The sequence below is a fragment of the Winogradskyella arenosi genome (assembly GCF_003337305.1).
GTDB classification, from domain to species: domain Bacteria; phylum Bacteroidota; class Bacteroidia; order Flavobacteriales; family Flavobacteriaceae; genus Winogradskyella; species Winogradskyella arenosi.
Genome location: NZ_QPJO01000002.1, coordinates 52,804 through 66,542 on the forward strand (window position 1 = coordinate 52,804; position 13,739 = coordinate 66,542).

A 13,739-nucleotide genomic window follows, 5' to 3' on the forward strand; every position below is an offset into this window, starting at 1 on the left:
AGAAATCCCGTCTGAAGGCGGAATTCCTTTACGAGAAACAAAATAAGAGCAAACCTTGAACTTCTAATTTATTTGTCCGAAATTTACGGAAATTTTAATGTAATAAATGCAAGATACTTCAAAACAATACGATGCCGTTATCGCTAAGTGCCGCGCCCTTTTTGTCAATAAAATGTCCGATTACGGAAGTGCATGGCGCATTCTAAGGTTACCGTCGTTAACCGATCAAATTTTTATTAAAGCGCAACGTATACGAGGCTTACAAGAAAATGACGTAAGAAAAGTAGATGAAGGTGAGGTGAGTGAATTTATTGGGATTATTAATTACTGCCTTATGGCCCTTATTCAATTGGAAAAAGGTGTTGTAGAACAGCCCGATTTAAATACCGAAGAAGCTACTGAGCTTTACGATGAGAAAATAGCACTAACAAAGCAATTAATGCTCGATAAAAATCACGATTATGGTGAGGCATGGAGAGATATGCGTATTAGCTCTTTAACCGATTTAATTTTGCAAAAACTTTTACGGGTTAAGCAAATAGAGGATAATGCCGGGAAAACCCTAGTAAGTGAAGGTATTGATGCAAATTATCAAGACATGATTAACTACTCTATTTTTGCTTTAATTCATTTGAATGAAGCCAATTAATAGCTTAATTTTTCTGAAATAGAGTCCTGTACAACACTAATATTATTAAAAAGAAATTCTTGAATTGTCAAGAATAACACATCACACTATGAAATACTTAGTCCACCTTAGTCGCCTATTCACGGGAATATTATTTATCATTTCCGGATTCATTAAACTCAATGATCCGTTGGGGTTTTCGTATAAGTTGGTAGAGTACTTTGGTGCTGATGTCTTAAATTTAGAATTTTTAATCCCTTATGCTTTAGGAATATCCGTAATTGTTGTGGTTTTCGAAGTGGTGTTGGGGGTGTTTTTGCTCATTGGCTACAAGTCTAAATTTACCGTGTGGAGTTTACTGTTAATGATTGTGTTTTTCACCTTCCTAACTTTTTATTCGGCCTATTTCGATAAAGTAAAAGATTGTGGCTGTTTTGGAGATGCATTAAAATTAACGCCATGGGAAAGCTTTACTAAAGACCTTGTGTTATTAGTATTGGTGCTTATCTTATTTTTTGGAGTTAAATACATTCAACCTCTATTTTCTAAGCTTCCAACAACGGTGATCGCTCTATTGAGTTTTATAACCTCATTATGGTTTGGTTACCACGTGCTCATGCACTTACCGGCTATAGATTTTAGAGCTTATGCTATAGGAAACAATTTACCTGAAGAAATGGCAACCCCAGAAAATGCGCCTAAACCGGTGTTAGAATACACCTGGACTTTTAAGGTGAATGGGGACGAGGAAGAGTTTGTTACCAATGGGAGTTATCCTAGTGTTGATGGTGAATTTGTTGGGGTAGAAACCGAAACTATTGATGAAGGTTACGTTCCTGCTATTCAAGATTTTTCTATTGAATCTGATGATGAAGATCTAACCGATTATTTTTTAGGAAAAGACAAACTCATCATGGTGACTATGTATAACGTGAAGAAAGGAGAAGCTGAAGGGATGATGAAGTTGAAAGCCTTTACAGAAAAAGCCAGTAAGAAAGGTTATACGGTTATCGGACTCTCTTCGTCTGGAGCTGTAGATAAAGCGCAAGCAAAAGCAGAATACGGTTATGATTTTGAAACTTACCTCTGTGATGAAAAAGTCGTAAAAACCATTGTACGCGCTAATCCAGGTGTTATTGTATTACACCAAGGAACCGTGGTTAATAAAGCGCATTGGAATGATCTTGACGATATAGAACTATAACGGTTTACGTGGGTTTTAAAATGAATACTTCAAAATGATATCTAAATAATTGCTTTCTATTGATTAATTATCTCCTCCATAAAATTGGCTACGCATGCATCACTTTGTTGGGGGTGGTTACTGTAATATTCTTTTTGTTTACCATTTTGCCGGGTGATCCCGCTAAGATGATGCTCGGGCAAAATCAAACTGAAGCTCAAGTGCAAGCGGTGAAACAGAAATACGGATTTGACCAACCAATAGGAACCCAATTTTTATATTATTTAAACGATTTATCTCCGCTGTCGTTTCACGCAATAAACCCAATGGATTATACCTATTTGGCGCCCAATAAATATACAGCAACGGAATTGTTTCAAATGAGACAAACCATCACGGTATTAAAAGCACCTTATTTACGTGAGTCCTTTACAAAACAAGGAAAAAAAGTCACTCAAGTTATAGGAGAAACGCTTCCTAATACTTTTGTTTTAGCGGTTTCAGCAATTATCATAGCGATATGTTTAGGGATTATCTTCGGAATTATTTCAGCCTTGTATAAAAACACTTGGATAGATAAAAGCATACAGGTCTTAAGTACTTTGGGGATGAGTGTGCCTTCCTTTTTTAGTGCCATTTTATTTGCTTGGCTGTTTGGATTTGTATGGCATAAATATACAGGCTTAGAGATGACAGGAAGTTTGTATGAGCTCGATGATTTTGGAGAAGAAATGACAATACAGTGGAAAAATCTTATACTTCCTGCTGTGGTATTGGGTATACGACCTTTGGCTGTAGTGATACAGTTGATGCGGAATTCTTTACTCGATGTTTTAAATCAAGATTATATCAGAACCGCGAGAGCTAAAGGGTTAACAGCATTTCAGGTGATAAAAAATCACGCCGTTAAAAATGCTTTAAATCCTGTAGTAACGGCCATTTCTAGTTGGTTTGCCTCAATGCTCGCTGGGGCCGTTTTTGTGGAATATATTTTTGGGTGGAATGGCTTAGGTAAAGAAATTGTAAACGCTTTAAATACCCTAGATTTACCGGTAATTATGGGAGCCGTCTTAGTGATAGCAATCCTATTTATAACCATTAATATTTTTGTAGATATTATTTATGCTTGGTTAGATCCGCGGGTTAAATTATCCTAACGAATTACTGAGAAATGTCAATAAAACTTCCCCTTTAAAGTATTACTTTTGTTAGAGAATTTTTTTAAAATCAATATACATATATTATGAGAAAGCATATCGTAGCCGGAAACTGGAAAATGAATAACGATTTAGCACAATCGGAACTCTTAATAACTAATTTATTAAGGCAAAATAAAACCTCAGATGCTGAAGTTATGATTGCGCCGACCTTTACAAATTTAAAACAAGCTTTTGAGTCTTTAAAAGATAATACTATTGAAGTTATTGCTCAGAACATGCACTTTGCTGAAAATGGAGCATATACAGGAGAGATTAGTGCAGCAATGTTGAAAAGTGTTGGTGTTAAAACCGTTATTTTAGGACATAGTGAGCGTCGTGCTTATTTCAATGAAACAGATGCTACATTAGCTAAAAAAGTTGATGCGGCTTTAGCAAACGACATGAGAATAATCTTTTGTTTTGGTGAAGAGCTTCAAGACCGAAAGTCTGATAACCACGAAGCGGTTGTAGAAGGACAAATTAAAAATGCTTTGTTTCATTTAGAAGCTGATGCTTTTAAAGATATCGTTTTAGCCTATGAGCCTGTTTGGGCCATTGGTACAGGTGAAACGGCAAGCCCAGAGCAAGCACAAGATATGCATGCTTTTATAAGAAAAACCTTAGCAGATAAGTACGGAAGTGCTGTTGCAGATTCTGTTTCTATTTTATACGGAGGAAGTGTAAAACCAGCTAATGCTAAAGAGATTTTTGGTAAGCCAGATGTAGATGGTGGTCTTATTGGAGGAGCAGCGTTAAATGCTGAAGATTTCTTTGCAATTGTTAATGCGTTTTAAATAGCAGAATCACAATAATTCTTATTAAAAAGTCCTTAATGCTTTGGTTTGTTGCTGAGTGTTAAGGACTTTTTAGCGTTTTATAGTTTACGTCCTTCAGAGCTCTTGATTTCATCCTAATGACGCCACTTTGGCTTGCGGTTTGGGTTTTTATATTATCCGTTATTTAGTCTTATAAAATTGGAATATGATGCATAGGGTTGTTCATAGTGCTGTGTTCAGCCTTAGGGGTTACATTTTAATTTAGCCTAAAAATAGACGTAACTCCGCCAAGGATTAGTAAATTTGCAAAAAAAAGAATAATGTCTGAAATATATATAGGTTATACATTTAAGGTAAGTCCTTTACAACCTGCGGTAGAAATTTTAATTGCAGAATTAGGTTATGCTGGTTTTGAAAGTTTTGTAGAGAATGAAGAAGGCGTTATTGCTTATATTCAAAAGGAAGAATGGGAGGCAAATATTATGGATAATATTTATATCCTTAATTCCGATGAGTTTGAAATAAGCTATACGTTTGAAGAAATTGCCCAAACCAACTGGAATGAAGAATGGGAGAAGAACTTTAATCCTATTGTTGTTGATGATTTGGTATCAGTACGTGCACCGTTTCATGAAAAGCCAGACACGAAATTCGATTTGGTTATTGAACCTAAAATGAGTTTTGGAACCGGACATCATGAAACTACACATATGATGATTCAGCATATTTTAAAAAATGATTTTAAAGGAAAATCAGTTTTAGATATGGGTTGTGGTACGGGTGTTTTAGCCATTTTAGCTGAAAAAGTAGGAGCTGCCAAATTAGACGCTATCGATATTGATAACTGGTGTTATTTAAATAGTATTGAAAATGTTGAACGTAACCAATGTGAAAATATTTCGGTATACGAGGGGGATGTAAAACTTTTAGACGGTAAGCACTATGATAGCATTATTGCGAATATCAACAGAAACATATTACTAGCGGATATCGCGGCCTATGCTAAAGCTTTAAACCCTAATGGGACTTTATTTCTAAGTGGTTTTTATGAAGAAGATATTCCTTTAATTGAGGCAGAATGCAATAAAAACATGTTAAAATTAAGCGAAACTCTTCAAAAAGGTCCTTGGGTTTCCCTAAAATTTGTAAATTAGTAGAAGTTAATAATTGAGTTTATTGGGTTGATTGTGATGTAGTTACCCGAGTAAATGCTAAAATCCATTTACGCTATGACAAAAGAAAAATACGCAGAGGAGCTCTTGTTAGAAGAGGTAGAATTAAAGCAGAATGAAATTGTATTATTTAATGATGAGGTCAATACTTTTGATCATGTTATAGATACACTTATTTACGCTTGCGACCATGTCCCTGAACAAGCCGAGCAATGTGCGCTTTTAGTGCATTATAAAGGAAAATGTACGGTAAAGACAGGATCTTACGAAGATTTAAAACCACGATGTTCTAAGCTATTACAAGCCGGACTCAGTGCAGAAATAGTATAAATAAAAATCCCACTTAAAGTGGGATTTTTTTATAGCTTAAAATGGATCATTTTATAAGGTAGACGGACAAACAAAATCAGTTGTTTTAAGGTCGGTCTTTTTAATGGCTCCAAAACCACCGGCAATATCAATCAAATTATTATAACCTCGCGCTTTTAAAATTGAAGCGGCTATAACAGAACGGTAACCTCCAGCACAATGTACGTAGTAGGTATCGTCCTTGTTAATTGCATCCATATTATCGTTAATAAGATCTAATGGAAAATGAGTGGCGTCCTCTAAATGCGTTGATTGGTATTCGCCATCTTTACGCACATCTAAGATATGAAGAGAATCAGCTTTAGCACGTTGGGCAAAGTCTTCGGCAGAAATAGATTCTAAACTAGACACGTCCTTACCGGCACCTTTCCAAGCGTTTAATCCGCCTTCTAAATAACCTAAGGTATTATCATAGCCTACACGAGATAAGCGCGTCACGGCTTCTTCAGACTTTCCTTCAGGGACAATTAAAACAATAGGTTGTTTAAGGTCTTTTATTAAAGCACCAACCCACGGAGCAAATTGTCCGTTGAGTCCTATGAATATTGAATTGGGAATATGTCCGGTTATAAAATCAGCTTGTGTTCTTACATCTAAGACTAAGGCCGATTCAGTATTGGCGATACGTTCAAATTCTTCAGGTTGAAGCGGTACGTTTCCTGTTTTTAACACAGACTCAAAAGCATCATAACCCATTTTGTTCATCATCGCATTTTGTGCAAAATACTGTGGAGGCGGGGCAATACCATCAAGAACTTCTTTTATAAATTCAGCTTTAGTCATGTCTGCACGTAAAGCGTAGTTGGTTTTCTTTTGATCGCCTAAAACACCAACAGTTTCTTTGCTTAAGTTTTTTCCACAAGCCGAACCAGCACCATGTGCCGGGTATACAATAACATCATCGGCTAATGGCATAATTTTTTCACGTAACGAATCGAAAAGCATGCCTGCTAAATCTTCCTTCGTTAAGTCCGATTTAATAGCCAGATCAGGGCGTCCTACATCGCCTAAAAATAAGGTGTCTCCAGAGAAAATAGCATGATCTTTTCCGTTTTCATCAATTAATAAATAGGTGGCAGACTCTAAAGTATGTCCAGGAGTATGCAATACTTTTATGCTTACTTTTCCTAATTTTAATACCTCGCCATCCTTAGCGGAGTGAATATCGTATTCCGTAGTGGCACCAGGCCCAAAAACGATAGTAGCGCCTGTTTTTTGTGCTAAATCTACGTGTCCTGACACAAAATCAGCATGGAAATGCGTTTCTAAAATATATTTAATTTTAGCCTTGTTGCTATCCGCTTTATCAATGTATTGCTGTATTTCTCTAAGAGGATCTATAATGGCAACTTCGCCTTCAGATTCTATATAGTAAGCCCCTTGTGCTAAACAGCCGGTATATAATTGTTCTATTTTCATAAATAATAAGATATTTAATGTAAAGGTAATAAAGTTCAAATTTTTGAACCGTAATAAATGATACAATTGGCCTTAAAAGAGCTCTTTGTATACAATATAAGTGGCCATAAATATGGTAAAATAGCCAAAGCCTCTTTTTAATTTTTTAGCACTTATTTTTTTCGATAGGGCAAGTCCTATAAAAATTCCTACTATAGAAATAGTCGTAAAAGTAATAAGAAACTTCCAGTCGATACTTAAGGTCTTTAAATCGCCTAAAAACCCAACTAGCGATTGAATTGAAATAATAAATAACGAGGTGCTAATCGCTTTTTTAATCGGTAATTTCACCAGTAATACTAAGGCCGGTACAATTAAAAATCCACCACCAGCACCCACAAGTCCTACCAAGGCTCCAATGCCAATGGCCTGGGTACCAATGGCAAAATAATGGGTGTTATCAAAAGTTTTAATAACAAAATCGTCATTAACTTGCTTCGATTTTATCATAGACCAACCGGCTAATAGCATAATAAAAGCAAACAGCAACATGATAAAAAGTGAATTAGTTAGTGAAAATCCACCTATAGAAAATAAGACTTCTGGCAAATTAGGGATTACCAAGCTTCTTACCATAAATACCGTAATTATAGAGGGTACAGCAAAGATAAGAGCCGTTTTAAAATCAATATTTCGCTTTCTAAGATTTCGTAACGTTCCCACTAAAGAGGTGCTTCCTACCACAAATAATGAATAGCCAGTCGCTGCAATAGGGCTGAAATTTAAGAAATACACTAAGATAGGAACCGTTAAAATTGATCCTCCACCTCCAATGAGCCCTAATACTAAACCTACAATAAGTGCACCTGTATATCCTAAAATTTCAATAAGTTCCATTTAGTGAGGTAATTTTTTCATGAGTAACCCGTAAACGTAGGTACCTAATAAAGCCCCAAAAATCACAATTAAAATAGAAAAAGCGCCTGTACCAACCAAGATATACATAGGACCAGGGCAAGCGCCACTTAAGGCCCATCCCAATCCAAAAATAGTACCGCCAAAGATATAGCGCTTTAAGCCTCGATTTTTCAAAGGAACTTTTAAGGTGCTTCCTTCTAGGGTTTGTATATTTTTACGTTTAGAGAAGGCTAATAATAGTATCCCGGTAGCTACGGCAGTTCCAATAATTCCGTACATGTGAAAAGATTGAAATTTAAACATTTCATAAATACGGTACCAAGATACAGCTTCTGATTTCACTAAAACAATACCGAAAAAAATACCGACAATAAAGAATTTTATATACTTGGTCATAACTAAAATAAGATTGGAAAAATTAAGTGAATCATAATTAAACCGCCAACAAAAAAGCCAATAACAGCAATTAAAGAGGGCAGCTGTAAGCTACTTAAGCCTGTAATAGCGTGGCCTGAGGTACATCCACCAGCATAGCGTGTTCCAAAGCCTACAAGAAATCCACCGATAAGAAGAATTGCTAAACCTTTAAAGCTTAAAACCGCATCCCAACTAAAAAGTTCAGGCGGTAAAAGATTAGCTCCGGCGTTATTAAAGCCTAAAGCCTCTAAATCGCTAATGGTACTTGCGCTAAGATCTATCGGTTCAGGACTTGTTAAGCCGTATTGTGCTATAAAACCACCGACAACTGCGCCTAGAACAACAACAAGATTCCAAAGTTGATTTCTCCAATCGAACTTAAAAAACTCAACACGTTTCCCTGCGCCACCAATGGCACACATTGTTCTAAGGTTTGAAGACATCCCAAAGGTTCTTCCAAAATAAAGAAGCAAAAACATGATAATTGCAATACTAGGGCCAGAGATATACCATGGCCAAGGTTGAGAAATATATTCCATAAATTTAATTTGATGCAAAAATAAAGGACTGTTTTTTAGACCGTGCAATAAATGTTACTAAAATTCTAAAACACGTATTTTATTGCGTCCGAGTTCTATTTTTTCTTCGCGCTCTAGTTGTTTTAATAAACGCGAAATGACAACTCTAGAGGTATTAAGATCTTCCGATATTTCTTGATGCGTCATTTCTAGAGTGGTAGAGGCCGTTAGTTTTACGTGATCTTTGAGGTATTTAAATAGACGCTCATCCATTTTCATAAATGCAATGGTATCTATAGTCTCTAGCATCTCGTCAAAACGAATTTGGTAACTCTGAAGAATAAACTGACGCCAGCTCTCATTGGTATTAAACCATAATTTCATTTGGGCTATAGGAATCATAATAACGGTAACCTCGTCATCTGCGATAGCTCTTATTTTGCTTACAGATTTAACCATACAACAGGTTAAAGACATGGCGCAGGTGTCTCCAGATTCTAAGACGTATAAAAGCAATTCATCGCCATTATTATCTTCTCTTAAGACTTTGATATTTCCTTTTATTAATAAAGGAATGAAATTTAATTCTTGACCAATGTCTATAATGATATCTAGTTTTTGATAATTTTTTAAAAGTGCAACGTGAGCAATACTCTCAATTAATTCAGTATCGAAGAGGTATTGAAAGGGCTGTAATAAATCTTTAGAAATCATATTTCAAAAATAAATAAAAAAATTTGGTTGTAATTAAATAAAAGTGTTATATTTGCACCCACAAAAAATGGCCTCGTGGCGCAACTGAATAGCGCACTTGATTACGGCTCAAGAGGTTACAGGTTTGAATCCTGTCGAGGTCACTATATTAAAAAAGCTTTCAAGATATTGGAAGCTTTTTTTGTGCTAAAAATTTAGAGATCCTTATAAGGTAAAACACTTCTAAAAGCTTTAGATTAATACTGGTCCTAGGTGTTAAAGCATTACAAATTATAAAAAGGAGTTGCGCAATATTGTTACAGTGTATGGCGCTTATACGTAATAAATAGAGCTTTCCTTTAATTTTAAATCTTAAAGGTGGGTTTAGAACGGTGAGCTTGTAATAGAAAGTTGTGCGATTTTAGTAAAATGTCCTTAGAGCTATGGTAAATAAGGATCTGTTATGAGATTTGGAATCTAGGGTCTTAAGAAAAAAAAGGTATGTTGCATAACTTTATGCAAGGCTGCTATTCAATAGCATTTTTGGTCACGTAAACGCGCCAAGCAATAATAGCCATCTGTAGTTTGTTGGCTTTGCTAAGGTCTAACTGCTGTTTAGAGTAGCTCGGTAAAAGGGCTTTGTTAACTTTTGCTATGAATTTAAAGAATGCTGTTTTCATAAGTTATGAGGGTAACAAAGACGATTAGGTTTTAAGGTTCAGGCTTTAATTGTAAAAATAGTAAAACTTATTCTAGAACTAAGTTTTACTGTTGTTTTAATTGAGAAATTAAGACGTTTCAATTTTAAAAGGTTGAAATTATAACTTCAATAACGAATGAGATTAATGTGATCATAATGGTTTGGTTTTAGAGGGTTAGTATTATTTTTTTCGATTGAATTCTCAATATATATTTTCAACATACTATGTTCCAAGTGATTTTATAAAAATCGGCGAAATTAACTTTGTATTTATAGTTATAAGGATGTATCTTGTTTTAATATTTTGTGACTGCTCTATGAATTAGTTTTATATTAATACTAAAAAGTATTAATAAGGTTTTAATATGTTACATTTGTAGAGCTTTTTTGTTAGTAAAATGAAAATTCAAGAGGAATTTTGTCTTAAAAAGGCGGAAATTGGCGGTTTTCATCTTTTCTTTTCCGATGGGCATGATAAAATTCATGTTTTATTTTAGGGATTTTTTGTAATTAATTCTGAGTTAACTTCCGGCATGATAATAACCTTATCTTTGTGCAAAAATTAAGAAATGAAAAAAATTACGTTTTTAGCGCTGATGCTCATATCGGGTTTCAGTTGGTCTCAGATTTTATTAATTAATGAACTCGATCCGGATTCTCCAAGTATAGATACGCATGAGTTTATTGAGTTAAAATCTGAAACTCCAAACTTTTCAACAGATGGTTATATTTTAGTCTTTTTTAACGGGTCTAGTAGCGGTGGAGATCGTAGTTATTTTACCTATGATTTAAATGGGCTTACTACGGATATAAATGGACTTTTGGTGATAGGAAGTTCAAATATTACGCCTTTCCCACAAGCCTTGATGTCTGAAAATGTAATTCAGAATGGCGCCGATGCCGTTGGAATTTATCAAGCTCCACTTTCGGATTTTCCTGAAGAGACCATTGCGACACAGGTGAATTTAATCGACGCTATGGTATACGGTACTAACGATTCTGATGCTACAGGTTTGTTAAATAAATTAGGGGAGACCACGCAGCATAATGATAGTGGTACCAATGCGAATCCTAAATCAATTCAACGTTTTGTAGATGATTTAGGGAATGTCACTTTTCAATCTGTAACCCCAACGCCAAGAAGAGAGAATGATGGTTCTGGAATTGATGTAAATGCTATTGCAATTTCTGTTGAAGAAACACAGCTTGATGAAGGTGCTGTTTTTGAAATTACGTTTACCGCAGATACCAATGTGAGTTCGGATTTGAATTTTAATATAAGCTTAAGTAATATCGGTTTTAATACTGCTGATTATACCGGAAATACATCGATCACTATTTTAAGTGGTGAAAATGCGGCGACGACAAGCATTAGCATTGTGGATGATGCAGAGGATGAAGGTGATGAGGTTTTAAAAATTAGATTTCTAGATTTAGTTGAACCTATTATCGCTAATAATGGTGATATAGAAATTAGAGTCGTTGATAATGATTTTACCGTAGCGCCTTGGGGAACACCTTTAGAGCCGACTTATGGCGTAGTAGAAAGTACACAGCCAGAAGGGTATTATGATAGTTTAGATGGTCTGGCGGCTTCAGAGTTAAGACAGGCCTTACAAGATATCATTGCAGATCCATCTGTGGTAAGGGCACAAACTTATACGGATGTGATTGATATCTTAAAAGAAGCCGATCAGAATCCTTTAAACAGTAATGAAGTTTGGTTGGTGTATTTAGAACAAGGGCGTGCAAAATTAGATTATCAAACAAGTTCTTTAAGCACCGGTAAATGGAATAGAGAGCATACCTTTCCCAGATCTCGTGGTGGGTTTGATAGTATAGAGGATGATGAAATTGCAGACGGAATTGATATCTATTGGACAACAACGGCAGATTCTTTACGTCATGGTAACTCGGATGCGCATGCTTTAAGAGCTGTAGATGGTCCTGAAAATAGTACAAGAAACAATAAGTTTTATGGGGAGTATAATGGTCCAACGGGAACAGCAGGTAAATTTAAAGGTGATGTTGCAAGAAGTGTGTTTTATATGGCCGTCCGTTATAATGGTTTAGAAATTGTAAATGGATTTCCTGAAGGAAGTGTTGGGGATTTTGGTGATTTAGCAACCTTGTTAGATTGGCATAGAAATGATCCGCCAGATGATTTTGAAATGAACAGAAACAATGTTGTTTACAATTGGCAATTCAATAGAAATCCATTTATAGATCAACCCGGTTTAATTGAATATATCTGGGGAACAAATGTCGGTGAGCCATGGGAACAAGCTCTGAGTGTTGAAGATAATGAATTATTAGGAGTGAGCGTGTATCCTAATCCAAGTTCAGGGAAAATTTATGTTTCAGGTTTAGATACAGCCGCTCAAATTAAGGTTTATGCTTTAGATGGTAGACTTCTAAAAACGTTAGAGCTTCAGTCTGATAATGTGGATTTGAAAGTTGCAGCAGGGGTTTACGTTTTAAAGTTGACAAGTGAAAATCGTTCTTTTATTCAAAAGATAATTATTGATTAAGGACGCTTAAAATTTTAATTGAATAAAAGCCAAACTGATTCCGCTCAGTTTGGCTTTTCTGTGTCATGGTTTGGTTTTAAGGGGGCTGTTGTACGGCGCTATTTGGATGCTGTAAAAATTAATAGTAGACTAATTTAAGGAAGGGTTAGTTTTTGCATAGTGTGAAAATGAAGTATTATCTTCGTGTATTGATAAAGATATAAAATAATATAGGATGAGTATAGTTTTGGTGTTGGCCGGTTTAGCGTTATTAGTAATTGGTGGGGAATTTTTAGTGAGAGCGTCTGTAGGCTTATCATTTAAATTGAAAATTTCAAAGCTTGTTATAGGGATGACGGTGGTGTCTTTTGCGACTTCGGCTCCAGAGTTATTAGTGAGTTTACAGGCGGCTTTAGAAGGCGTTTCAGACATTGCCTTAGGTAATGTTATTGGTTCTAATATTGCTAACATTGGTTTGGTATTGGGGATAACCGCAATAATTTCGCCTTTAACGGTGGATAAGGATTTCTATAAGCTGAATTGGCCAATGATGATGTTGCTATCATTCGCGCTATATTATTTTTTAAAGAATGACCAGGTGCTTTCTGGATGGGAAGGCTTTAGTTTAATGCTTGTATTAATTATTTTCTTAGTGGTTTTAATTAGAGCTTCAAGAAAATCTTCTAAAGCAAACTTAGAGGAAGTGGATGAAACCCTTTCTGTGGTTTCTAATTTTAAAATTATAATCTGGTTGCTTATCGGGGCATTAGGCTTGTATTATGGATCGTTGTGGTTAGTAGAAGGTGCAGAGCAATTGGCGCTTTCCATTGGGATTAGTGATTATGCAATTTCAGTGACTGTAATTGCTATAGGAACGAGTGTGCCTGAGTTAGCGGCCTCGGTAATTTCAGCACTTAAAAAGGAGAAAGCCATTTCTTTAGGAAATTTAATAGGATCTAATATTTTTAATATTGCTTCTGTTTTAGGACTAACGGCTATGATAAAACCTATAGAGGTAAATCCTAATACGCCAGAGATTTTATCAACTAATATCTTTTGGATGATTGGCTTTGCGGCTATTTTAATTCCGCTAATGTTAATCCCTAAGCGTTTTGAAATGGGACGCCTTAAAGGGATGCTGTTATTTGGTGCGTATTTGGTATTTATATATGTTGCACTACGTTAAATCTATTAGGGCTTTATAATCCTTTAATGGATGTGATTTAGTTGTTAATTTTGAGTATGTAGAAGGTAGCTA

The 13,739-nt window shown here is 35.4% G+C and carries 14 protein-coding genes and 1 tRNA gene; 9 read left to right on the top strand and 6 right to left on the bottom strand.

Annotation, left to right across the window (positions count from 1 at the left end):
- Positions 1 to 106: 106 nt before the first annotated feature.
- The 6 genes from DFQ08_RS05035 to DFQ08_RS05060 all read left to right on the top strand — a co-directional run bounded on the left by DFQ08_RS05035 (position 107) and on the right by DFQ08_RS05060 (position 5,288).
- A complete protein-coding gene (locus DFQ08_RS05035; protein WP_114308734.1) occupies positions 107 to 649 on the top strand; it encodes a DUF1599 domain-containing protein in 543 nt (180 codons plus the stop codon).
- An 88-nt stretch (positions 650 to 737) separates the two neighbouring features.
- Complete coding sequence (locus tag DFQ08_RS05040; RefSeq protein ID WP_114308735.1) at positions 738 to 1,832, top strand: BT_3928 family protein; 1,095 nt, start codon at positions 738 to 740, stop codon at positions 1,830 to 1,832.
- Between the two features lie 59 nt (positions 1,833 to 1,891).
- Positions 1,892 to 2,968, top strand: coding sequence for an ABC transporter permease (locus DFQ08_RS05045; RefSeq protein ID WP_114308736.1), 1,077 nt, complete (start codon positions 1,892 to 1,894; stop codon positions 2,966 to 2,968).
- 86 nt (positions 2,969 to 3,054) lie between these two features.
- Positions 3,055 to 3,804, top strand: coding sequence for a triose-phosphate isomerase (gene tpiA / locus DFQ08_RS05050; RefSeq protein WP_114308737.1), 750 nt, complete (start codon positions 3,055 to 3,057; stop codon positions 3,802 to 3,804).
- A gap of 302 nt (positions 3,805 to 4,106) precedes the next feature.
- Complete coding sequence (prmA, locus tag DFQ08_RS05055) at positions 4,107 to 4,940, top strand: 50S ribosomal protein L11 methyltransferase (protein WP_114308738.1); 834 nt, start codon at positions 4,107 to 4,109, stop codon at positions 4,938 to 4,940.
- A gap of 75 nt (positions 4,941 to 5,015) precedes the next feature.
- Positions 5,016 to 5,288 (top strand): ATP-dependent Clp protease adaptor ClpS, encoded by a 273-nt coding sequence (locus DFQ08_RS05060; RefSeq protein WP_114308739.1) that lies wholly within the window; start codon positions 5,016 to 5,018, stop codon positions 5,286 to 5,288.
- A 51-nt stretch (positions 5,289 to 5,339) separates the two neighbouring features.
- On the opposite strand, the gene DFQ08_RS05065 is transcribed toward DFQ08_RS05060, so the two are convergent.
- From DFQ08_RS05065 to DFQ08_RS05085, 5 genes are all read right to left on the bottom strand, one after another.
- Positions 5,340 to 6,746, bottom strand: a complete 1,407-nt coding sequence (locus DFQ08_RS05065; protein WP_114308740.1) for an MBL fold metallo-hydrolase — start codon at positions 6,744 to 6,746, stop codon at positions 5,340 to 5,342.
- 72 nt (positions 6,747 to 6,818) lie between these two features.
- Complete coding sequence (locus tag DFQ08_RS05070; protein ID WP_114308741.1) at positions 6,819 to 7,622, bottom strand: sulfite exporter TauE/SafE family protein; 804 nt, start codon at positions 7,620 to 7,622, stop codon at positions 6,819 to 6,821.
- On the bottom strand, positions 7,623 to 8,039 hold the full coding sequence (locus DFQ08_RS05075; protein WP_114308742.1) for a DUF6691 family protein: 417 nt from the start codon (positions 8,037 to 8,039) through the stop codon (positions 7,623 to 7,625).
- 2 nt (positions 8,040 to 8,041) lie between these two features.
- A complete protein-coding gene (locus DFQ08_RS05080; protein WP_114308743.1) occupies positions 8,042 to 8,599 on the bottom strand; it encodes a YeeE/YedE family protein in 558 nt (185 codons plus the stop codon).
- A 57-nt stretch (positions 8,600 to 8,656) separates the two neighbouring features.
- A complete protein-coding gene (locus DFQ08_RS05085) occupies positions 8,657 to 9,292 on the bottom strand; it encodes a Crp/Fnr family transcriptional regulator (protein WP_114308744.1) in 636 nt (211 codons plus the stop codon).
- Between the two features lie 69 nt (positions 9,293 to 9,361).
- Between DFQ08_RS05085 and DFQ08_RS05090 the strand changes: the two genes are divergently transcribed.
- A tRNA-Arg gene (locus DFQ08_RS05090) sits at positions 9,362 to 9,435 on the top strand.
- 363 nt (positions 9,436 to 9,798) lie between these two features.
- Here DFQ08_RS05090 and DFQ08_RS05095 read toward each other — a convergent pair.
- Positions 9,799 to 9,951, bottom strand: coding sequence for an SsrA-binding protein (locus DFQ08_RS05095; RefSeq protein ID WP_114308745.1), 153 nt, complete (start codon positions 9,949 to 9,951; stop codon positions 9,799 to 9,801).
- 589 nt (positions 9,952 to 10,540) lie between these two features.
- On the opposite strand from DFQ08_RS05095, the gene DFQ08_RS05100 reads away from it, so the two are divergent.
- Both DFQ08_RS05100 and DFQ08_RS05105 read left to right on the top strand, forming a co-directional pair.
- Positions 10,541 to 12,502 (top strand): endonuclease, encoded by a 1,962-nt coding sequence (locus tag DFQ08_RS05100; protein ID WP_114308746.1) that lies wholly within the window; start codon positions 10,541 to 10,543, stop codon positions 12,500 to 12,502.
- A gap of 214 nt (positions 12,503 to 12,716) precedes the next feature.
- Positions 12,717 to 13,667: a calcium/sodium antiporter gene (locus tag DFQ08_RS05105; protein ID WP_114308747.1), complete on the top strand. Its 951-nt coding sequence runs from the start codon at positions 12,717 to 12,719 to the stop codon at positions 13,665 to 13,667.
- The last annotated feature ends 72 nt before the right edge of the window (positions 13,668 to 13,739 follow it).